General features: G+C 72.0%; 15 protein-coding genes and 1 pseudogene. 11 read left to right on the top strand and 5 right to left on the bottom strand.

Annotation, left to right across the window (positions count from 1 at the left end):
- Positions 1 to 125: 125 nt before the first annotated feature.
- Positions 126 to 2,843 (bottom strand): glycoside hydrolase family 3 C-terminal domain-containing protein, encoded by a 2,718-nt coding sequence (locus AB0K82_RS15455; RefSeq protein WP_364397203.1) that lies wholly within the window; start codon positions 2,841 to 2,843, stop codon positions 126 to 128.
- Positions 2,844 to 3,004: 161 nt separating this feature from the next.
- On the opposite strand from AB0K82_RS15455, the gene AB0K82_RS15450 reads away from it, so the two are divergent.
- From AB0K82_RS15450 to AB0K82_RS15420, 7 genes are all read left to right on the top strand, one after another.
- Complete coding sequence (locus AB0K82_RS15450) at positions 3,005 to 4,198, top strand: ROK family transcriptional regulator (RefSeq protein ID WP_364397201.1); 1,194 nt, start codon at positions 3,005 to 3,007, stop codon at positions 4,196 to 4,198.
- A gap of 160 nt (positions 4,199 to 4,358) precedes the next feature.
- Positions 4,359 to 5,267 carry a 2-hydroxyacid dehydrogenase gene (locus AB0K82_RS15445; protein WP_364397198.1) on the top strand — a complete coding sequence of 303 codons (909 nt, stop codon included), beginning with the start codon at positions 4,359 to 4,361 and terminating at the stop codon, positions 5,265 to 5,267.
- A 444-nt stretch (positions 5,268 to 5,711) separates the two neighbouring features.
- Positions 5,712 to 8,420 carry an EAL domain-containing protein gene (locus tag AB0K82_RS15440; protein ID WP_364397195.1) on the top strand — a complete coding sequence of 903 codons (2,709 nt, stop codon included), beginning with the start codon at positions 5,712 to 5,714 and terminating at the stop codon, positions 8,418 to 8,420.
- A 140-nt stretch (positions 8,421 to 8,560) separates the two neighbouring features.
- Complete coding sequence (locus tag AB0K82_RS15435) at positions 8,561 to 9,235, top strand: TetR/AcrR family transcriptional regulator (protein ID WP_364397192.1); 675 nt, start codon at positions 8,561 to 8,563, stop codon at positions 9,233 to 9,235.
- Between the two features lie 2 nt (positions 9,236 to 9,237).
- Entirely contained in the window at positions 9,238 to 10,599 is a 1,362-nt protein-coding gene (locus AB0K82_RS15430; protein ID WP_364397190.1) for an MFS transporter, read from the top strand.
- Positions 10,596 to 12,062, top strand: coding sequence for an aminotransferase class V-fold PLP-dependent enzyme (locus AB0K82_RS15425; RefSeq protein WP_364397188.1), 1,467 nt, complete (start codon positions 10,596 to 10,598; stop codon positions 12,060 to 12,062). The genes AB0K82_RS15430 and AB0K82_RS15425 overlap by 4 nt, the downstream gene beginning before the upstream one ends.
- A 130-nt stretch (positions 12,063 to 12,192) precedes the next feature.
- Positions 12,193 to 14,097: a peptidoglycan recognition family protein gene (locus AB0K82_RS15420; RefSeq protein WP_364397186.1), complete on the top strand. Its 1,905-nt coding sequence runs from the start codon at positions 12,193 to 12,195 to the stop codon at positions 14,095 to 14,097.
- A gap of 6 nt (positions 14,098 to 14,103) precedes the next feature.
- On the opposite strand, the gene AB0K82_RS15415 is transcribed toward AB0K82_RS15420, so the two are convergent.
- Positions 14,104 to 15,033, bottom strand: coding sequence for a LysR family transcriptional regulator (locus AB0K82_RS15415; protein WP_364397183.1), 930 nt, complete (start codon positions 15,031 to 15,033; stop codon positions 14,104 to 14,106).
- 118 nt (positions 15,034 to 15,151) lie between these two features.
- Between AB0K82_RS15415 and AB0K82_RS15410 the strand changes: the two genes are divergently transcribed.
- Positions 15,152 to 16,549: an MFS transporter gene (locus tag AB0K82_RS15410; protein ID WP_364397181.1), complete on the top strand. Its 1,398-nt coding sequence runs from the start codon at positions 15,152 to 15,154 to the stop codon at positions 16,547 to 16,549.
- Here the strand turns inward: AB0K82_RS15410 and AB0K82_RS15405 are convergent.
- Positions 16,513 to 17,319: pseudogene (locus AB0K82_RS15405) on the bottom strand (LysR family transcriptional regulator); the annotation flags it as partial. The gene AB0K82_RS15410 and the pseudogene AB0K82_RS15405 overlap by 37 nt on opposite strands.
- 139 nt (positions 17,320 to 17,458) lie before the next feature.
- Here AB0K82_RS15405 and AB0K82_RS15400 point away from each other — a divergent pair.
- Positions 17,459 to 18,385 carry a zinc-binding dehydrogenase gene (locus AB0K82_RS15400; RefSeq protein ID WP_364397178.1) on the top strand — a complete coding sequence of 309 codons (927 nt, stop codon included), beginning with the start codon at positions 17,459 to 17,461 and terminating at the stop codon, positions 18,383 to 18,385.
- Positions 18,386 to 18,401: 16 nt separating this feature from the next.
- Here AB0K82_RS15400 and AB0K82_RS15395 read toward each other — a convergent pair whose 3' ends face one another.
- Together AB0K82_RS15395 and AB0K82_RS15390 are read right to left on the bottom strand one after the other, a co-directional pair.
- Positions 18,402 to 18,863, bottom strand: a complete 462-nt coding sequence (locus AB0K82_RS15395) for a MarR family transcriptional regulator (RefSeq protein WP_364397176.1) — start codon at positions 18,861 to 18,863, stop codon at positions 18,402 to 18,404.
- 147 nt (positions 18,864 to 19,010) lie between these two features.
- Positions 19,011 to 19,760, bottom strand: coding sequence for a glucose 1-dehydrogenase (locus tag AB0K82_RS15390; RefSeq protein WP_364397174.1), 750 nt, complete (start codon positions 19,758 to 19,760; stop codon positions 19,011 to 19,013).
- Between the two features lie 184 nt (positions 19,761 to 19,944).
- Here AB0K82_RS15390 and AB0K82_RS15385 point away from each other — a divergent pair, with 184 nt between their 5' ends.
- Both AB0K82_RS15385 and AB0K82_RS15380 read left to right on the top strand, forming a co-directional pair.
- Positions 19,945 to 20,394 carry a MarR family transcriptional regulator gene (locus AB0K82_RS15385; protein WP_364397171.1) on the top strand — a complete coding sequence of 150 codons (450 nt, stop codon included), beginning with the start codon at positions 19,945 to 19,947 and terminating at the stop codon, positions 20,392 to 20,394.
- A gap of 290 nt (positions 20,395 to 20,684) precedes the next feature.
- Positions 20,685 to 22,049 (top strand): MFS transporter, encoded by a 1,365-nt coding sequence (locus AB0K82_RS15380; protein WP_364397168.1) that lies wholly within the window; start codon positions 20,685 to 20,687, stop codon positions 22,047 to 22,049.
- Positions 22,050 to 22,051: the final 2 nt, after the last annotated feature.

The following is a 22,051-nucleotide window of genomic DNA, read 5'->3' as shown; positions in this document are numbered from 1 at the left end:
CAGGACGCCGCGTTGGCGAAGCCTCCCGCCAGGAAGAAGACCGGCATCACCTGGAACGGCAGGGAGAGCCACCCGGTCCACGGAAGTCGCGTACGGGTCCGGGGCCGCCGCCGTACCGAGGATCGCTAGGGAACCCGGACGACGAAGGTCGTCGAGGCGGTTCCCTCATCGGAGTGGACGGTCGCGGTCACGGACGCCACGCCGGATCCGACGGTGCGGATGACGCGGTCGCCCTCGACCTTGACCACCCGCGGGTCGTCACTGCGGTAGCTCACCCGCATCCCTGCGGGCAGCGGCGTGCTCTGGCCCTTGGTGACGTAGCCGTAGACGCTCTCGTCCTTCATCGACACCGTGAGCTGCGGGTCGATCACGGCGCCCTTGTCGAAGGTCACCCGCTGGACGATGCCCTGGGCGGCGTCCCCGGCCTGGGCCGGCTTGGCGGTGACGACCGACGGCGACGGCCTCAGCGTGCCGTCGACCCTGACGTCCGCCTTCGCCGCGACGTCCCCGCTGGAGGCGCCGACCCGCAGTTGGTACGTGCCCGGGTCGACCACGTAGCGGTTCGACGCCTCGTCGAAGAAGGCGAGCTTGGACGCCGGGAAGGTCAGATGGACCGTCGTGCTCCGGTGCGGGTCCACGCTGACCTTGTCGAACGCCTCCAGCCGCTGGGCGGGGCGCTCCTTGGCGGCCGGCTCGAACGGCGTGCTCACGTACAGCTGCGGCACCGTCGTGCCCCGCGTGTCACCGTGGTTGGTGACCTTCACGGTCGCGTGGACCGTGCCGTTCGCGTCCACCTTCTTCTCGACGTGCAGGTTCGAGTAGGAGAACCGCGTGTAGCTCAGGCCGTACCCGAACGGGTACGTGACGTCCCCGTTGAAGTACATGTAGGTGCGGCCGTGGCTGGTGGACGTGGGCCGGATGCCGTAGTCGCCGATCGCGGGGATCTGGCTCTGGTCCTTGTACCACGTGAAGGGCAGCCGCCCGCTCGGGTCGGTGTCGCCGAGCAGCACGTCGGCGAGCGCGGCGCCCTGCTCCTGCCCGTTGTAGGAGCTCCACAGCATCGCCGGCACCTGCGACTGGAAGCTGCCCGTGTCGACCTGACCGACGGTCTCCATGTACGCGATGGTGCGCGGGTTGCGCGCCGCGACCTGGCTGATCAGCGACGCCTGCGCGCCGGGCAGCGCCAGAGTGGTGCGGTCGACGTCCTCACGGGAGTTGCCGGAGTTCGTGCCCGCGACGACGATGACCACGTCGTACTGGTCGGCCGCCGCGACGGACGCCGCGTCGACGGTGTCCTGGGCGCTGCCGGTGACGCCGGGGTAGTAGTCGACCGTCGCATTCGGGTTGATCTTCTGGACCGCGGCCTTGATGCCCTGGTACGGGTTGACCTGCTTGGCGACCCCGGACGGGCCCTCGTAGGTCGCGTAGCCGCCGAGGAAGAGGGCGGACGGGTTGGCGTAGGCGCCCATGACCGCGACCTTGTAGGAGCCCTTGGCGGGAACCTTCAGCGGCAGCAGGCCGTCCTTCGCGCCGGCGGCCGGGGAGTTCTTCAGCAGCACGAGACTCTGCTCGGCGGCCTGCTGCGCGAGCGCGATCCGCTCCGGGGTCTGGGTGACGGCCTTGTTGGCGTCGGAGTTGACCCAGGTGGTCCCGCCCAGGCGGGCGCGGGCGTCGCGGACCCACGGCACCCGGCCTTCCTGGTCGAACTCGCCGGTCTGGATCCGTGCGGAGAACAGCCGGACGAGGGAGACGTCGACGTCGTTCTCGTTGAAGACACCGGTCTGGGTGGTGATGTGCTTGGCGACCGCGTCGGGGACGGTGTTGCCGTAGTTGGACGCGTCGTGGTAGCCGCCGTTGCAGTCCAGATCCTCACCCGCGGTGATGGCGTAGGCCGTCCGGCCGTACTGGTCCAGCGGGGCCGACGCGCCCGGCGGCTGCCAGTGGTGGCCGCCCTGGATCTCGTACACCGCGTCGCAGTCGGAGGTGAAGTACCCGCCGAAGCCCCACGTCTGACGGGCCAGCGTGTCCATCAGCTGGACGCTCGCGGCGGCGGGGACGCCGTTGACCCGGTTGTAGGAGCTCATGATCGAGCCGGGGCTGGAGCTCTGGATGATGTTGCGGAACTGCGCCGTGTAATACTCCCGCAGCGTCCGCTGGTCCATGTCGGACGTGCCGGTGCGGCGGTTGAACTCGCTGTTGTTGGCGGCGAAGTGTTTGAGCGTGGCCACCGCCTTGAGGTAGCCGTTCGCCGACTTCGGCGGCTTCCCGTTCTCGTCCTGACCCTGCAGGCCGTTGACGTACTGGCCGGCGAGGTCGGCGGTCAGCGTCGGGTCCTCGCTCCAGGTCTCGTCGTTGCGGCCCCAGCGCGGGTCGCGGCCGAGGTTGACGGTGGGGGAGTAGAAGTCGAGGTTCTCGGTGTTGTTCGGCATCACCTCGCGGGCTTCGTCACCGATGGCGCTCGCGACCTTGTGGACCAGGTCGGGGTTCCAGGTGCTGCCCATCGCCAGGTCGACCGGGTAGGACGTCGTGTTCGTGGCGGGCGGCGGGTTCGACGTGCTGTTGGTGATCGCGGCGACGCCGTGCGATGCCTCGTTCCACCAGCCCCACGACGCGACACCGAGCCGGGGGATCGCCGGCGCGATGTTGCTGTTCATCTGCTGGGCCTTCTCGGCCAGTGTGAGACGGCCGACCAGGTCCGCGGCGCGCTCGACGGGCGAGTAGTGGGGGTTGAGGTAGATCGGCGGCGACGTGCTGTCGTCCGCCGACGCGGCGGGCATGCCGGTCGCGACGACGGCGCACAGAGCCGCCCCTGTCGCGATCAGCGCGAGTGGTCTTCTTCTCACGGATACTCCCAGGACGCACGGGTGTGTCACGACCGTTCGCGCTCTGGTCACTGACACTTGGCGGGACTGTAGGAACGGCGGTTTATCAGCGTCAAGGAGTAAAAAAGGCCGAGAACGGCCAGCATTAATCCGGACCCCGGACGAATCGCTACCCTGACCTCATGCCGGAAGCTCCAGGGTCACTCACCTCTCTGCGGTCGCGGAACCGCCTGCTCGTCGTGGAGACCGTGCAGCGGCGCGGCCGGATCAGCAGGGTCGGCATCGCCCGGGCCACGGGCCTGTCGCGCACCACGGTCTCGAGCCTCGTCGCGGACCTGATCGCCGAGGGCGTCCTGGCCGAGGCGGCCGACGGCGGCGGATACCGCGCCTCGTCCGGCGGCGGTCGCCCCGCCACCCCGCTCACGCTCAACCCGGAGGGCGGCGGCGTCCTCGGCGTCCACCTGCGCCACGCCGGGATCCGGGTGCTGTTCACCGACCTGTCCGGCGGCGTGCTCGGCGAGCGATACCAGGAGCTCGACGTCGACCACCGGCCGGACGACGCGCTCGCCTACGTCGCCGATACCGCGCTCGACCTGGTCGCGGCGGTGGGGCACGACGCCGGCCGCGTCTTCGGCGTGGGCGTCGCGGTCTCCGCCCCGATGCAGTCGCAGTCGCACACGCTGCGGACCTCCTCGGTGCTGGCCGACTGGACCGGCGTCGACATCGCCGCGCGCCTGCGGGAGCGCGTCGGGCTGCCCGTCCACGTGGGCAACGACGCGAACCTCGGCGCGCTCGCCGAATGGACCTTCGGCGCCGGCCGGGGCGCCGACGACCTGATCTACGTGATGCTGTCCGACGGCGTCGGGGCGGGCCTGATCCTGGGCGGCGAGCTGTACGAGGGGGCCACCGGATCGGCCGGCGAGCTCGGGCACATCCCCGTCGTCGACGGCGGGTACGTCTGCCGGTGCGGCAACCGGGGCTGCCTCGAGACGGTGGTCGGGCTGCGCGCGCTCACCTCGGCCTTCACGCACACGCGCGGACCGGACACCACCACCATCGCCGACGTCGTGGCGCTCCTCGCGGCCGACGACCCCGGCGCGCAGCGGGTCACCGCCGACGCGGGGCGCATGGTCGGCCGCGCCCTGGTCGGCATCTGCGCCATGCTCGAACCGCGGCGGGTGGTCATCGGCGGCGAGGTCGCGGCGGTCGGCCGGCCCCTGCTGGAGGGCGTTCGTGAGGTGCTCGCCCGGCAGTTGCCTCCGCCGGTCGGCCAGGAGGTCACCGTCACGGCAGGCCGCCTCGGCGATCGCGCCGAGGCGCTCGGCGCCATCGCGCTCGCCACCCACAGCACGTCCGCGCACCTGCTGACCTCCTGAACCGCGGAAACGAGGGCGGCGCGCCGGGCCGTGGCACCCCGGCCGCGGCTGTGGCACCCCGGCCCCGGCTGTGGCACCCCGGCCCCGGCTGTGGCGGCCCGGATCCGGCCTCGCCGGAGCGCCCTCTACGATCGATCTGGACGGTCAGGAGGTCGGCAGGATGAAGGTCTGGGTCCCGGACAAGGAGATGGCGGAGGCGCTGGCGGACGTCGCCGGGGCGGAGGTCGGCGTCTACCCGGGCGGAGACGATCTTCCCGGTGATCCGGCCGAGGTGGAGTTCTACGTCCCGCCGTTCGTCCCGACGCCGCAGAGCCGCACGATCCTGGCCCGGATGCGCGGGCTGAAGGTCCTTCAGCTCCAGATCGCGGGCGTGGACGCCTTCCGGCCGCACGTTCCGCCCGGCGCCGTGCTGTGCAACGGCCGGGGCGTGCACGACGCGAGCACCGCGGAGTGGACGGTCGGGGCCATCCTCGCCGCGCAGCACGACTTTCCGCGCTTCGCCGCCGCCCAGCGGGAGGGGCGCTGGGACTGGCACATGACCGACGCGCTCGCCGACCGCACCGTGCTGATCGTCGGGTACGGCTCGGTGGGCGCGGCGATCGAGCGGCGCCTGCTCCCGTTCGAGACCGAGGTCGTCCGGGTGGCCCGGACGCCGCGAGAGGGCGTCCACCCGGTGGGCGCGCTGCCGGAGCTGCTGCCGCGGGCCGATGTCGTCGTGCTGATCGTGCCGTTCACCGCGGAGACCACCGGCCTGGCCGACGCGGAGTTCCTCGCGCGGATGAAGGACGGCGCCCTGCTCGTGAACGCCGCCCGTGGACCCGTGGTCGACACCGACGCGCTGGTCGCGGAGGCGTCCCGGGGGCGGCTGCGCGCCGTGCTCGACGTCACCGATCCGGAGCCCCTGCCCGCCGGTCACCCCCTCTGGTCCGCGCCGGGCGTCTTCATCACCCCGCACGTCGGGGGCTCGACGCCGGCCTCGCGGCGGCGCGCCGTCGCCCTGGTGCGCCGGCAGTTGGAACGTTACGTACGGGACGAACCTCTACATAATGTGATTACTGGGTCCTACTGATCTGGTAAAGGCTTCTGTCCCGCGACTTTGCCGTTCCGAACGGAATTCGGGTCGGGGCTTTGCCGATCGGAGGTGATCGCAGCGTGAAAGCGCCCCGAAGCGCTCAGTGTCCGATTACGCAACGTCGCGAGTTGTCGCCGGGTGGACGCCCAGCCTCAATCGCTCCGTGACCTACGGACCGTACATTGAGTATCGAGGCTGACCAGAGTGACCGCCGCGTGGACGCTGCCGGAGATCCCGACACGTCCGCGTTCGGTGCGATCCACCCGGTGACGTCCCACCCGTGGGCCGGCACCCGTACCGGATGACACGGCATTCGACAGGCAGGTATACGCCACACCTGAGACGGCCTGGTGCCGTCGCCCGAAAAGTCATGCGTTCGGCACCCGGCGCGCGCCGTGCTCCGGAACAATCTGATCAAGAAACTTAGAGAGCGAGTAAGTGATGACCGGCGATCGGACGGAGCGGCGACGCTGGGGGATTCCGGCGGCCGCGCGGCCGTTCTACCCGGTGTTCGCGCTCGCCGTCGTCCACGCGATCGCCTTCCTGGCCGGCCGGGGGATCGACGGCGCCTGGCTCAGCGCCTGGGCGGCGGCGACCGCGGCCACCTCCCTCATGTTCGCGATGCGGCGGACGCCGCAGACCCCCGCGGGCAAGGTCGACCGGGAGACCTGGCGCTGGTTCGGCCTCGCGGCGATGGCCTGGTCCGCCGGCGCGGCGGTTCAGGCGATCTCGCGGATCGTCTTCAGCCGGTCCGCGGTGGCGGTCTCTCCGGCGGACCTGTTCTTCCTGATCGCCCTGGGCACGATGACGGCGGGGTTCGTCATGCCCATCGGCCTGCCCCGCAGCGCCCGCCCCTGGCTGCGCTACCTCGCCGACACCTACGTCTGCGCCTGCGCGCTGTTCGTCGTGGCCTGGGTGGCGGTGTTCGACCGGCTCTACCGGATGTCCGGAGAGGGCTGGGCGCAGTTCCTCATCGAACTGCGCTACCCGCTGCTGGACGCCCTGCTGGTCTGCGGGCTGCTGCCGATGGCGGTCGGCGCGCTGCGCGGACACCGCCGTTCGGCCATGGTCGCCTACTGCGCCCTGGTCGTCCTCACCGCCGCCGACGTCCTGTACGTCGTCGGCCGACTCAACGGCCGTGGACCGTACGGCACCACCGCCGACCTGGCGCACCTGGCCGGACTGCTCCTCCTCGGCGCGGCCCCTTGGGTCCTGCGCGGAGGCCACGGCGAGGTGACCCGGCGACGGCTGGTCGGGCCCGGACTCGCGCCGAGCGCGACGGCCGCCGCGGCGGCGATCTTCGTGGCCGGGCACACGCTGACCGGCGCGCACGGCCTGCGGCCGGTCGTCCCGATCATCGCCGGCTCCGCCGTCCTCGTCGTCCTCGCCCGGCTCGGCGAACTCGTCCACGACAACGACCGGCTGCGGCACGCCGCCCGGACCAGTGAGAAGCACTTCCGGGCGCTCACCGAGAGCATCAACGACGTCGTGGTCATCTGCGGGCTCGACGGCGTCGTCGAGTACGTCAGCGCGGGAGCTCAGCCGTCGTACCACTACACGGCCGAGGACCTGCTCGGCCGGTCGGTGACCGATGTCATCCACCCCGAGGACCTGCCCAAGGTGGTGGCGGCGGTACGCCGGCTGTTCCGCGAGAACAACGACGAGGTCGCCCGCCTCGCCTGCCGGGTCCGCGCCGCCGACGGCACCTGGCTGCCCACCGAGTGCACGATCTGCCGGTACGGCTCGTCGGGCGGTGGATCCGCGGACCGGCTCCTGGTCACCGTACGGGACTTCAGCGAGCAGGCCGCGCTGCAGCGGCAGGTCACCCACTTGACCTTCCACGACGGGCTCACCGGCCTGCCGAACCGCGCCTACTTCGAAGAACGCGCCCGCGAGGTGGTGGACCGCTCCCAGGGCACGGTTGCGGTGATCTTCGTGGACCTTGACGGTTTCACCGCCGTCAACGACTCGATCGGCCACGCCGGCGGGGACCAGGTGCTGGCGCAGGCCGCCCGCCGGTTGCGGGCCGGCGTCCTGGCCGACGACACCGTGGCCCGCTGGGGGAGCGACGAGTTCGCCGTGCTCGTGGAGAACGCGACCGAGGTGCAGACCGTCGTCGACCTCGGCGAGCGGATCGTCCGGATGCTGGCGGGCGAGCCGTACCGCGTCGGCGACCGCAGCATCGTGCTCACCGCCAGCGTCGGCGTCGCCTTCACCGAGGACGGCATCGGCGGCCTCGAACTGATCCGCAACGCCGACGTGGCGCTGTCCCGGGCCAAGGATCTCGGCGGGGGACGGGTCGAGGTGTTCGCCGCCAAGATGCACGCCGACGTCGTACGCCGGCTCGAGCTCGGCGGCGAGTTGCAGCGCGCCCTCACCGAGCAGCAGTTCACGGTGGAGTTCCAGCCGGTCGTCGAGCTCGGCACGTCGCGGGTCACGGGCGTCGAGGCCCTGGTGCGGTGGTGGCGCGACGGGGAGTTCGTGCCGCCCGAGGAGTTCATCGGCACCGCCGAGGAGTCGGGGCTGATGATCCCGCTCGGCAACTGGGTGCTGCGCGAGGCGTGCTGCCAGGTGGCCCGCTGGCGCGCGTCCGGCTGGGACATCGGGCTGTCGATCAACCTCCGTCCCCGGGAGATCGCCGCGCCGCGGTTCGTCGAGTCGGTGGCGACCGCGCTCGACGACAGCGGCCTGTGCCCCAAGATGCTCACCCTCGAAGTCGAGGAGGAGGTCCTGGTCGACGGCGGCGACGAGCTGATCGCCCGGCTGTCCGCGCTGCGCGACCTCGGCGTGCGGCTGGCCATCGACGACTTCGGCACCGGCTACGCCTCGCTGGCCTTCCTCCGGCAGTTGCCGGTCGACGTGATCAAGATCGACCCGTCGTTCGTCGCCGGCCTCGGCCGGGACGAGACCCTGACGCTTCTGACGCGCACGATCGTCCGGGTCGGTCGCGATCTCGGGCTGAGCGTCGTGGCCGAGGGCATCGAGCGGCCCGAACAGCTCGAACTCCTCAAGGAGATGGGCTGCCCGCGCGGTCAGGGCTTCCTGGTCGCCCGCCCGATGGCGGCCCAGGGGGTCGAGGCGCTCGTGCGCACCAACCCGCGCGGCGAGGCGTCCATCCCCCTGCACGGATCCGCCCTGTCCGCGGGCTGACCGTTCGCGGTCGGCCATGCGACAGTCGGTGACGCCGTGGTCGTGTAGTCCGGTGCGGACCTGATGGATCGGGAGATCCGATTCGTCACTCTCTCAATCGATCGATTGATTGAGCTGTTCGGAGCCCGTAGTCTCCGTCCATGTCTGCGCCCGAGTCCGCGGCCGATGGGAGCCGTGACCGCATCATCGCCGCCGCGACCGCCCTGTTCGCCGACTACGGCTATGAGGGCACCGCGACTCGCCGGATCGCCGCCGAGGCCGGGCTCAACCTGGCCACCGTCGCCTATCACGTGGGCGGCAAGGGCGACCTGTACCGCGAGGTCATGCGCCGAGCCCACGAGACCGAAAAGGCGGTGCTCCACGAGGCCCTGGCGGTCTTCGCCCGCGACGCGACCGAGGATCCGGTCACAGCCGTCACCGCCTTCGCCGAGCGCTACCTGGACTTCTGCCTGGAGCAGCCGCACATCCCGGCGCTGTGGATGCGGCGTTGGCTGTCCGACGCCGCCGAGTTCGCCGATCTGGAGGAGCGCTATTCGCGGCCGCTGATCGAGGCCGTGCGGGACGCGGTCGTCGCGGCGATGCCCGCGGTGCCGGAGAACAAGGCGGAAATGGCTGTTTGGACGGTGCTGTGGACCACCCACGGATTCTGCCGCTCGCCGATCCGCGATCAGGTGCCACGGTTCCGCTCCCACTTGCGGGAGCTGGCGATCAGCATGCTCGAGGTCCGCGCTACCGCGGCGAGCGCGGCGCGTCCGACCGCTGGATCGGCCGGTCGGCCGGCCGGCGAGCCCGCCGCCGGCCGGACCGAGGCGTAGCCGTGCGAGCCGCGCCGACTCACTACGATCTGGCCGCCTACGCCGTGGGCTCCGTCGGCACCGGCATCTATTCGACCGTCCCCGGCCTGCTTCTGCTGTACTTCATGACCGACGCCCTCGGCGTACCGGCCGGTGTGGCCGGACTCGTCGTAGCCCTCCCGAAGGCCTGGGACGCGGTCTTCAACCCGCTGGTCGGCGCGGCCAGTGACCGTGAGGCGGTCCGCTCCGGTCGGCGCACCCGGCTGCTCGCCGCCGGGACGCTCGCGCTTCCGCCCGCGTTCGCGGCGATGTTCCTGTCGCCGCTGACCGGGCCCGGCGCCGCCGTCTGGGTGGCGGTCTCGTTCGTCCTGGCCTCCAGCGCCTTCTCGCTGTTCCAGGTTCCGTACGTCGCCCTGCCCGCGGAGATGTCCGACCGCTCCGAGGCCCGTACCCGGATCATGGTCTGGCGGACGGTCTGCCTGACCATCGGGATCCTGCTGGCAGGCGGCCTCGCCCCGGCGGTGGTCTCGCTGGCCGGCGGGGGCCGCGGCGGTTACGGGATCATGGGCCTGACGATCGGCGCCGTTCTGGTGGCGGCCCTGTTGATCCCGGCTCTCGGCTCGCGCCGAGTGCCGGCGCGGCCGGGATCCGAGCCGCTCGGCCTGGTCGCGGCCTTCCGCACCGCGCGGGGTAATGACTCCTTCTTCGCGCTGCTCGGCGCGTTCGTCCTGCAGGCCGCAGCGGTCGCGATCATGCTCGCCGCCGCCCCGTACGCGGCGACCTATTGGCTCGGCGGCTACCGACTGACGTCGCTGCTGTTCGTCTGCCTCGTCGCGCCGAGCATCGTCGCGGTGCCGCTGTGGGGCAAGGCCGCCGCCCGCTGGGGCCGGCTGCGCTGTCTGACCGCCGCGACGGCCCTGTTCGCCGCGGCCTCGGCGGCCCTGTGGCCCGCGGCCGGCACCGGGTCGGCGCGGGTCGGTGCGACGCTCGTGCTGACCGCCGTGCTCGGAGCGTGCTACGCGGCGCTGCAGGTGCTGCCCCTGTCGCTGCTCCCCGACACCATCCACGCCGACGCGGCGCGCACCGGCCGACTCCAGTCCGGGGCGTTCACCGGGCTGTGGACCGCTGGGGAGACCGCCGGCCTGGCGGCGGGGCCCGGGCTGTTCTCACTGGCCTTGGCCCTGGCCGGATTCGCCTCGTCGGTCCATGACCGTCCCGTGGCCCAGACCGCGACCGCACGCACCGGGATCCTGGTCGGGTTCAGCGTCGTGCCCGCGCTGTTGATGGCCGTCTCCCTGCCGGCCCTGCTCGCCTACGGCCGCCGTCGTACGGCCCCGGTCCCCGACCTTCTGGACCCCCATCAGGAAACGGAGAACGTTCCATGACCGCGACTCACCCGGGCCTGCCCGAGACCGGCCGGGCGGCCGCCGACCTGCTGGCCGATCTCGCGGCGCTGACCGCGACCGACCTGCCCACTCGCGGCGAGCGTGTCTCGGCGTACGTCTACGACACCGGCCGCCCGGCGGTGCGGCAGGCAGCCCACGAGGCGTATCTGGCGATGCTGGAGGTCAACGGACTGGACCCGACGGCCTTCCCGAGCGTCGTGGCCCTGGAGCGGCAGGTGATCGGGGCGACGGCCACCCGCCTCGGCGGCTCCGACGCCACCCCGGGCATCTTCACCAGCGGCGGCACCGAGTCGATCATGTTGGCGGTGAAGGCCGCCCGCGATGCCCGACCCGACATCGCCGAGCCCGAGATCGTCATCCCGATCACCGCGCACGCCGCGTTCCACAAGGCGGGGAACTACCTTCGCGTCCGCGTGATCGCCGTGCCGGTCGACCCGACCACCTTCAAGGCCGACCCGGAGGCCATGGCCGCCGCCTGCACCGACGCCACCGTGCTGGTGGTGGCTTCAGCGCCGTCCTACGCCCACGGTGTGATCGACCCGGTCGAGCGCATCGCCGCCGACGCCGCCGCGCGCGGCATACCGTGCCACGTCGACGCCTGTGTGGGCGGCTACCTACTGCCCTGGCTGGCCGAAGCCGGCGCGGACGTGCCGCCGTTCGACCTGTCCGTCGCGGGTGTCACGTCGCTCACGGCCGACCTGCACAAGTACGGATACGCGCCCAAGGGCGCGTCGGTGGTGCTGTTCCGTGACGAGGCCATGCGCCGCAGCGCCTACTTCGTGTGCGCGTCCTGGCCCGGCTACCCGGTCGTCAACTCCACGGTCCAGAGCAGCAAGGGTGCCGGGCCCCTCGCGGGAGCCTGGGCCACGATGCAGGCCCTCGGCGCCGAGGGCTACCGCGAACTGGGGAGAAGCACGCTGTCCGCGACCCGGCGCCTCATCGCCGGCGTGGAGGCGATCGATGGCCTGATCGTCCTCGGCAAGCCGGAAACAGCCCTCATCGCCCTGGGCGCCGACCCCGCCTCGCCGCTGGACCCGTGGGCGCTGGCCGACGAGTCCCGGTCTCGCGGCTTCTTCCTCCAGCCGCAGCTCAGCGCGGCCGGCCTGCCCGCCAGTCTGCACCTGACCCTCACCGGCGCGAGTGAGCAGGGGATCGACGAGATAGTGGCGGTCCTGCGAGCGAGCGCTGACGCCGTCCGCCCGCTCGGTCCCGGCACGCCACCAGCGGACTTGATCGCGTTGATCCAGGAACTCGACTTCAGCACGTTGGACGACGCGGGGTTCGCGGCTCTCCTGCCGATGGCCGGGATCGAGTTGGGCGGGGAGTCGTCCGGCCGGATGGCCGGGGTGAACCGGCTACTGGACGCGCTGCCGGTGGAAGGTCGCGAACTGCTGGTCAACCGGTTCCTTTCCGCGCTCTACAGCCCGTATCTCGGGCACTGAGCCGCCCGGAGGGCCAACGCGGTCGCCGGTGGAAATTTTCCATTCGATCACGGTTGTGGAAATTTCTTGTCTTCGGCTGGGCCCTCTGAGATCGTTACGGCGACTTCACCCCGTAGCGCGGAGGCTGCCGATGAGCCTGCGAGGTCGTACCCTCGTCGCGGCGACCGTGGTCCTGGCCGGTCTTGGAACCGGACAGGCCCATGCCCAGCAACACGCCGGTCCTTCTCCCACCACCCGCCAGCAGGTCTACGCCCAGGCGGCGCAGACCTACCACGTCCCCGAGAACCTGCTGCTCGCCGTCTCGTACCTGGAGTCCCGCTGGGACGCGAACCAGGGGCGGCCGAGCACGAGCGGGGGTTTCGGGCCGATGCACCTCGTCGACGGCACGCTCGTCCCGAGCGCCGAGCACCTCGCCGGCGGCCAGGAAGATCCCCGGGGTGACACCGCGCGCTCGGCCCTGCACCCCACGGCCCCGGCGGCCGCCGCCCGGACCACGCAGACCGCCCAGACGCTGCAGGAGGCGGCCCGGATCACCGGGGACTCGCCGAACGCGCTGCGCTCCGACCCCGCCGCCAACATCCGGGGCGGCGCCGCGCTGCTCGCGCGTTACCAGCAGGACCTGGGCAGGTCGCTCAGCGCCGACCCGGCCGCCTGGTACGCGGCCACCGTCCGGTACGGCGGCGGCGACTGGTTCGCCGGTCAGGTCTACGACCTGATCCGTACGGGCGCGTCCCGGACCACCGACGACGGCCAGCAGGTCGCCCTGGCCGCCGACCCGGCCGTACGGACCCAGGCCAAGGCCGCGAACGACCCCGAGACCGAGTGCCCGAAGGATCTCGGCTGCGAGTGGATCCCTGCGCCGTACCAGCTCTTGGACCCCAACGACCAGACGAACTACGGCAACCACGACCTGGGCGACCGGCCGAAGAGCCAGAAGATCGACTACATCGTCATCCACGACACCGAGGGCTACTACCCCAACGACGTCCAGATGGTGCAGGACCCGACGTATCTGGGCTGGAACTACACCGTCCGGTCCGCCGACGGGCACGTGGCCCAGCACCTCAAGGCCAAGGACGTCGGCTGGCAGGCCGGCAACTGGTACATCAACTCCAAGTCCATCGGCATCGAGCACGAGGGCTTCCTGGCCCAGGGCGGCACCTGGTTCACCGAGGCGATGTACCGCAGCTCGTCCGAGCTGGTGCGCTACCTCGCCCGGAAGTTCCAGATCCCGCTGGACCGGGCGCACATCATCGGCCACGACAACGTTCCGGGGACCACTCCGAGCGGCGTGTCGGGCATGCACGAGGACCCCGGCCCGTACTGGGACTGGGCGCACTACTTCGACCTGCTGCACCGGCCGCTGCACGCGACCGCCGGCAAGAACTCCGGCGAGGTCATGATCCTTCCCGACTACGACAAGAACGTCGTGCCGTACACCGGCTGCGACAGCAAGAACCCGTCGGCGCTCTGCCCGCCGCACGGCGGCGGCTCGATCATGCTGCGCACCGAGCCCAGTGACGACGCGCCGCTGGTCAAGGACATCGGCAAGCACCCGACGACCGGCGGGACCGCGACGATGAGCGTGTACGACCACAGCGCCCGCGCGGCCACCGGCCAGAAGTACGCGGTGGCGGACCGGCAGGGCGACTGGACGGCGATCTGGTACCTCGGCCAGAAGGCGTGGTTCCACAACCCGGCGAAGCAGCGCACGGCCGTGGGCGTCCGCGGCCTGGTCGCCGTGGCCAAGCCGGGGGCGACGTCGGTCCCGGTCTACGGCCGCGCCTACCCGGAGCCGGAGGCCTACCCGGCCGGCGTCCCCGTCCAGAGCCTCACGCCCATGCAGTACACCTTCGCCGCGGGACAGGCGTACGCCGTCGTCGGCTCCGAGCGCGGGGAGTACTACTACGCGAAGAACTTCGACCGCTCGGGCTCGACGGTCGTCAAGGGCAAGCTGAGGTACTACGAGATCCAGTTCGGCCACCGGGTCTACTTCGTCAAGGCGGACGACGTCGATCTCAAGCCGGTCTGGTAACGGTCCTCAGGTCCGCGCCCACCTCGGGAGCCACGTATCGGGCCCCGAGGTGGGCGCGGCCGTCTCGAGCAGGTGGTCGCGCAGCGTTCCCAGCGCGGGGTGGCGATTGACCGAGTGCCACGCCAGCGACCACGGGTAGATGGGCGTCGGGCGGCGGATCGGAATCCGCCGCAGCTCGTGCCGCTGGGGCCACGCGATGCGCATCCGCGGGCCGATGAAGGTCGTCAGGGTCGCCGAGTCGGTGATGGTGTCGAGCAGGTGCTCCATCCCGAAGTCGGGCCCCGTCGCGTCGATGCCGATCCGGAAGTCCTCGGCCATCGCCTCGTAGTAGTCGCCCCACTCGGTGCCCGCGATGATGCCCGGCACCCACACCCGGTACGCCGCGAGGTCGACCAGGCGGATCTCGCGGGCGGTGGCGAGCGGGTGCCGGGGTCCCACCAGCAGCTCCAGCGGCTCGTCGTGGACGCGTCGGTGGGAGATCACGGCCGGCAGGGCGTTCGGGTCGCGGACACAGCAGAAGGCCGCGTCGATCGAGCCGTCGAGGAGCGCGTCGAAGGCCGCCTGCGCCCCGCCGAGGTCGACGAGGTCGATCTCCACCTCGGGGTGGCGCGTGTGGAAGCCCAGCACGAGATCGGCGGAGACCAGGCGCCGCCTGAGAACGTCGACGCGGAGGGCACGCCGGTCCGGCTGGACGGACTCGACGGCGCCCCGCACCGCCAGGAGCACCGCCTGGGCGTGCGGCAGGAAGGAACGGCCGTCCACGGTGAGCTCCGCTCCGTGCCCGCCCCGGGTGAACAGCGGCACGCCGAGGAACCGCTCCAGCGCGGCGATCCGCTTCGACACGGCCTGCTGGGTGACGCGGAGCTCGGCCGCCGCGTCCTGGAACCGGCCGTGCTCGGCGATGAGGACGAACGCCCGGACCGCTTCGATGTTCACCGAACGGAGCGTACAACCGCCGGTTGTGCCGTTGCCCGCACGGTTGTTTGTGGCGTGGCGGTCCGCGGGTGTTGGATCGCTGGCGGTCGGCGAGGGGCTGCGGCGAGGGGAGTGCGGGATGGCGCGGGGCCAGGGGCTGGGACGGGACTTCGCGTGGCTGTGGCGCGCCTTCGCCGTCAGCACGCTGGGCACGTGGTTCGCGTTCGACGCCTTGCCGATCATCGCCGTCCGGGTCGTCCACGCGAGCGCCGCGCAGGTGTCCCTCCTCGCCGCGGCCGGCGGAGCGGCCGCGGCCGTGCTCGCGCTCCCGCTGGGCCCGTGGGTGGAGTTCCGGCCGAAACGGCGGCTGATGATCCGCGCCGACCTGGTCCGCTTCCTCGTGCTCCTCTCCGTGCCGATCGCGTACGCGACGGGAACGCTGTCCTACCTTCAGCTGGTGTGCGTGGCCGTCGTCGTCGCCGTGGCCGACATCGTCTTCACCGCGGCGGCCGGCGCGAACCTCAAGGCGCTGGTGCCCCGACACGACCTGTTGGAGGCCAACCGCCGCTTCGAGACCGTCTCGTGGGTCTCGACGGCCATCGGGCCTCCGGCGGGCGGGGCGCTCATCGGAGTGCTCGGCCCCGTCGTGACGGTCGTCCTCGACGCGGTCAGCTACCTGCTGTCGGCGCTGGGGATCCGGGCCATCTCCCGGACCGAGCCCGAGCCTCCCGCCCGGACGGTCGGCGGGTCGCGCCTGGCCGAGGTCGGGCAGGGCTGGCGGGCGATCGTCGCCGACCGGGAACTGCGGCTGCTGTTCGCCAACAACGCCCTCGTCGGGGCGCTGATCATGGCGACGGCCCCGCTGCTGATGTACCTCATGCTGCACGACCTGAGATTCAGCACGCTGGAGTACGGGCTCGCGTTCGGAGTGCCCTGCCTGGGCGGCATCCTGGGCGCCAGGCTGGCCGGGCCGCTGACCCGCCGGTACGGGCAGCGGAGGATCCTGCTCGGCTTCGGCGTCGCGAGGGCCGTCTGGCTCGTCGGGCTGTCCTTCACCGGACCGGGCACGGCCGGCCTCCTCGTCGTGATGGCGACGGAGCTGGGGATCATCACGTGCATGGGGGTGTACAACCCCGTCATGGCCACGCGCCGCCTCGAACGGACCGCCGATGACAAGCTGGCCCGCGTCCTCACCACCTGGCGGGCCGGCTCCCGTACGACCACCGCCGGGGCGACCGCCCTGTGGGGTGTCCTGGCCGGCCTCACGAGCGCCCGGACCGCCATCGCCACGGCGGGCGTCCTGCTGATCGCGACCTCTGTCCTCCTGCCGTGGCGCACCCAGAAGGACCAGTTCCCTTCCGGCGACGGTGACGGTGACGGTGACGGTGAGGGTCACGGTCCGGCCGACTCGGCCGGTGTCCCGGACGCGGCGCAGAGACAGCAGGCCTCGGCGAAGACGCGCACGGCCTCCCGGTCGTCGGCGGCGCGCCAGACGACCGCGAGCTCTCCGGGGGACAGGCCGCTGACCGGGCGGTAGACGATGTCGTCCCGGCGGTGGATCTCGGCGTTACCCGCGGCGAGCAGCACGACGCCGAGCCCGGACGCGACCGCCTCGAACGTCTCGTCGGTGGTCTCCACGGACGCGGCGACCCGGGCCGGCGTCTCGCGATGGTCCTCGGCGAGCCAGAATCCGCGCAGCGCCCCGGCCTCGGGCGGGAGGGCGATGAACGGTTCGTCGACGATGTCCGCGAACGGCACGACCCGCAGCGCGGCCAGCCGATGACCGGCCGGCAGGGCGACCCACCGGTCCTCCCGGGTGATCACCTTCCAGGCGAAGGCGTCCCCGGGCACCGGCAGCCAGGCGACGGCGACGTCGACGCCGCCGTTCGCCAGCCCGGCCGTGGGGTCGGACCAGGAGATCTGGCGGAACCGGAGACGCCACCCGGGCAGCAGGCGGGCCATCGTCGCCCGCACGGCGGGGATCAGCCCGCGGCCGATGCTCGTCTGGAAGCCCACCGTCAGGACGGCCTCCTGCGCGGACGCGGCCTCGGCGACCGCGCCCCGGGCCTGCTCCCACTCCTCGATGAGCCGCCGGGCGTGGGGCAGCAGAGCGCTGCCCGCCGGGGTCAGCGTGACCGACCGCCGGTCCCGTACGAAGAGCGGAGCCCTGAGCTCGAGCTCCAGCCGGTGGATCTGCTTGCTCAGCGCGGGCTGGGAGATGAAGAGCCGCTCGGCGGCGGCTCGGGTGAAGCTGAGCTCCTCCGCGACGGCGACGAAGTACCTCAGGTCCCGCAGGTGGACATCCATAGCCAGAGGTTATGACAGCAGGTCTTGGACGGTTGGAAGGATTCTCCGGAACTCTGTGGGCGAGGACGCGGCCATCGGGCCGCGCCGTCGATCCGTGGCAGTGCCGGGGGCGCCGCCCCCTTGTCCGAGCAGGAGTGACATGCGAGCCGTTGTTCATGACCCCGAGGCGTCGGCCGGCCTGAGCCTGAGTATCGTCCCGGACCCCGTCCCACGCCGGGATCAGGCGCTGATCCAGGTCCACGCCGCGTCGCTCAACTTCGTCGACGTCGGGTTCCTGGCCGAGCGGGCCCGGCCGGGAAACGTCCTGGGAATGGACGCCGCCGGGGTGGTGGTCGAGGCGGCGGCCGACGGCTCCGGCCCGCCGCCCGGCACACGTGTCGTGGGCTTCGGCTGGGAGGCGGGCGCATGGGCCGAGCTGCGCGCCGCCGACACGGCGGACCTCGCCGTCGTCCCCGACTCCGTCGACCTCGGGGCCGCGAGCGCGCTCCCGGCTGCGGGCGTCACCGCGCTGCGCGCGCTGCGGGGGCTCGGCTCGGTGATCGGCCGTCGGGTGATCGTCACCGGGGCGTCGGGCGGGGTCGGCCGATTCGCCGTCCAGCTCGCCGCCCGCGCCGGCGCGTACGTCATCGCGGTCGTGGGCGGACCGGGTCGCGCCGAGGGTCTGCTCGAGCTCGGCGCCGACGAGGTCGTGACCGACCTGCGGGACGTTGCCGCGCCGGTCTTCGGTGTGCTGGACAACGTGGGCGGCGCGCTGCTCGCCGAGGCCTTCGGCCTGGTGGCGCCCGGCGGATGCGCGCAGAGCATCGGCATGGCCTCGCGCGAGCCGACGACCATCGACTTCGAACAGGAGCGCCTGGCCGGCGGGCGGAAGCGGCTGGAGCCCTTCAACGTCGGCCGGGAGGCGTTCGGCCCCGACCTCGCCTACCTGGTCGATCTCCTCGCCCGTGGGACGCTCGACCCGCAGATCGGCTGGCGCGGCTCGTGGGACCGCGCTCCGGAGGCGGCCCAGGCGCTCCTCGCCCGCCGCGTCCGAGGCAAGGCCGTACTCGACATCGGACCCGCATGACCCCGGCGACGGGTCGTCAGTGATCGTCGTTCTTCTCGATGACCAGATCGGCGATCTCCGCGAGCAGGGTGATCTGGCCGGGCGTGAGATGGTCCAGGAAGTAGCGCCGGACGTCCTCCACGTGACGTGGTGCGGCGGCGGTGATCGCCGATCGGCCCTCAGGGGTGACGACCACGAACGCCCCGCGCCGGTCGTCCGCGCATTCCTCGCGGGCGACCAGGCCGCGCTTCACCATGCGGGCGAGGTGGTGCGACACCCTGCTCTTCTCCCACCCCAGGAGCTGAGCGAGTTCCTGGATGCGCAGCCGGCCGTCGGACGCCCGGGTCAGCTCGGCCAGAACCGTGTAGTCGGTGGCGGACAGCCCGAATCCCTCCTGCATCGACCGGCCGGCCCGGTTGACCAGCAGATCGTGCATCCGCAACAGGCCGCGCCACGCTCGTTCCTCGGTCATCGTCAGCCAGCGGGCTTCTGCACTCATGGGCCCACGGTACGTGGAAGTTGACATGTCACGCACTGCTTTCGCGGTGAGCGACCATCACCGCGCCCGCGAGCGTCGTACGGGCCGCGGCGCGGCACCGGTGACCGGGCCGGGCGGGCCGGATGTCGGCCGGCCCGGCCGTTGCGGTCAGACCTGGGCGGCGCCGCCGTCGACGTAGAGCTCGGTGCCGGTGACGAAGCTGCTCTCGGACGAGGCGAGAAAGACGGCCGCGGAGGCGACCTCTTCCGGCCGGCCCATGCGGCCCAGGGGCACGGTGCTCGCCAGCTGACCCCGTAGCTGCGCGGCCTGCTCGTCGTCGGGGGCGAGCCCGTCGATGCCGGGGGTCTGGATCGGGCCCGGGGCGATGGTGTTGACGCGGATGCCGCGGCCCTTGAGCTCGTTGGCCCAGGTGCGGGCGAAGGACCGCACCGCCGCCTTGGAAGCGCCGTAGACGCCGAACGCCTCGCTGCCCGCCGTCGCCGCGATGGAGCCGGTCAGGATCACCGACGCGCCGTCGTTCAGCAGCGGCAGCGCCTTCTGGACGGTGAACAGCACCCCCTTGACGTTCGTGTCGAACGTCGCGTCGAAGTGCTCCTCGGTGACCTGTTCGAGCGTCGCGAACTCACCGCCGCCGGCGTTGGCGAACAGGACGTCGATGCGCAGTCCCTGGTCGGCGACGGTCGCGTAGAGGCGGTCCAGGTCCGCCAGGTCGGCGCTGTCGGCCTGGACCGCGGTCACCGACCCGCCGATGGCGGCGGCGGCCTCGTCCAGGGCCTCCTTGCGGCGCCCGGTGATGATGACGCGGGCGCCCTCCTGCGCGAACCGGCGGGCCGCGGCCAGTCCGATGCCGCTGGTGCCGCCCGTGACGACGACGGTCTTTCCGTCGAGCTGTCCCATGGTCCTCACCTGTTTCTGGTTCTCTCCTGTTTCGAAGTCGACCCGGCCGGGGGCGTTCAACTTTCAACTAAGGTACGGACGAATAGGTGATGCGTCAACTAATCTCGGACGTGCGATGACCCGGCAGTTCGCACTGTTCAGTTCAAACTGGACAGTTTGGACTGAAGGTTCTAGCGTGGTCGGCATGACAGAGATCGATTCGGTCGTCTCCGAGTCGGCCGTCCGCGCGGCGCGCGAGGTCCGCGTGGTGGTCGGCCGCCTGCGCCGGCGGTTCCGGGAGACCTATGACACGGAGGGGCTCACTCCGTCCCAGACGTCCGCGCTGAGCAGGCTCAGCAAGGCAGGGCCGGCGTCGACGAGCGACCTGGCCGCCGCCGAGCGCGTCCGGCCGCAGTCGATGGCCGCCACGTTGGCGGTGCTGGTGGAGCGCGGCCTGGTCCAGCGCCGGCCGGACCCGGGCGACGGCCGCCGGCAGTTGCTCTCGGTGAGCGAGACCGGCCAGGTGTACCTGGAGGACAAGCGGCGCGCCGGCGAGGAGTGGCTGGCCCGCGCGCTCCAGGACCACTACACCGAGGACGAACGGCAGACCGTGCTCGAGGCGCTGACCCTCCTCGACCGGCTCACGCGCCAATGACCGAGCGAAGCGAGGGAATCGAAGGCGCAGCCCTCACGGGTCGCCCCTCCGACGAAGGAGGACCCCCGACCGAGCGAAGCGAGGGAATCGAAGGCGCAGCCCTCGCGGGTCGCCCCTCCGACGAAGGAGGACCCCCGACCGAGCGAAGCGAGGGAATCGAAGGCGCAGCCCTCACGGGTCGCCCCTCCGACGAAGGAGGACCCCCGAGAGATACGGAAGTCGACCGCTCGGGGAGCACCGGCGGGGGGAGCGGCCCGCGCGACGCCTTCGACCGCAGGCTGCTCGCCCCGATGATCCTCGGGTCGATCCTCAACCCGGTCAACTCCTCGATCGTCTCGGTCGCGCTGGTGCCGATCGGCGCCGCGTTCGGGGCGCCGCCGTCGCAGACGGCCTGGCTGGTGTCCGCGCTCTACCTCGCCACCTCGATCGGGCAGCCCGTGGTCGGGCGGCTGATCGACCTGTACGGGCCGCGCCGGCTGTTCCTCGCCGGCACCACCCTGGTCGGGGTCGCCGGACTGGTCGGCCTCCTCGCCCCGAGCCTGGGCGTGCTCGTGGTCGCGCGGGTGCTGCTCGGGTTCGGGACCTGTGCGGGCTACCCCGCCGCGATGTACCTCATCCGCAGCGAGGCCGAACGCACCGGCCGGGGAAGCCCCGCCGGCGTGCTGACCGTGATCGCGGTCAGCACCCAGACCATCGCCGTCATCGGCCCCACCCTGGGCGGCCTGCTGATCGCGGTGGGCGGCTGGCGGGCGACCCTCGCCGTCAACATCCCGCTCGCGGCGGCCGGTCTGATCATGGGCATGTGGCGGCTGCCGAGGACGCCCCTGCCCGAGCGGACCGCGCAACGGCGGCCGGTGGCGAGGCTGGACCTGTCGGGCATGGTCCTGTTCGCCGCGACGCTCGTCGCGCTGCTGCTGTTCCTGATGAGCCCGAAAGCCGGTCACTGGTACCTCCCGGCGCTCGCCGTCGTGGCGGCGGCCGGGTTCGCGTTCCGGGAGTCGCGCGCGGCCGAGCCGTTCATCGACCTCGGGGTGCTGGGCGGCAACGTGCCCCTGCTGCTGACCTACGTCCGCGCGCTCCTCGCCTACGTCGTGTCGTACTCCTTCCTGTACGGCTACACGCAGTGGCTGGAGGACGGGCGCGGGCTGTCCGCCTCGCAGGCCGGGCTCGCGCTGTTGCCGATGTTCCTGACCGGCATCGTCGTCTCCTCCCTGACCGGACGCCACAAGGAGATCCGCGGCAAGCTCCTCGTGGGCGCGGCCGGCCAGGTCGCCGCCTGTGCCCTGCTCCTGCCGCTCCACCGGGGCAGCGCGGTGTGGCTGCTCGTCGCCGTCGCGATCGTCTGCGGCGTCCCGCAAGGGCTGAACAGCCTCGCCCTGCAGAACTCGGTGTACTACCAGGCCGACCCGGCGCGGACCGGCTCGTCCGCGGGGCTGCTGCGCACCTTCATGTACCTCGGCGCGATGGTCTCCTCCGCCGCCTCCGGCGCCTTCTTCTCCCATCGGGCCGACACGGGCGGGCTGCATCATCTGGCCTGGTTCATGCTCGCCGTCGGGGGCGTGTTCCTCCTGATCACCGTGCTCGACCGCTCGCTGCGCAGGGCCGGTACCGACAAGGACGACATCTCACCTCGGTCCGGCGCCGGCCGGGCCTGATC

It is taken from the genome of Actinoallomurus sp. NPDC052274 (assembly GCF_040679475.1).
Lineage (GTDB): Bacteria > Actinomycetota > Actinomycetes > Streptosporangiales > Streptosporangiaceae > Actinoallomurus > Actinoallomurus liliacearum.
Note: the sequence above shows the minus strand (reverse complement) of the source record. Positions and strands in the feature narration are given on the sequence as shown.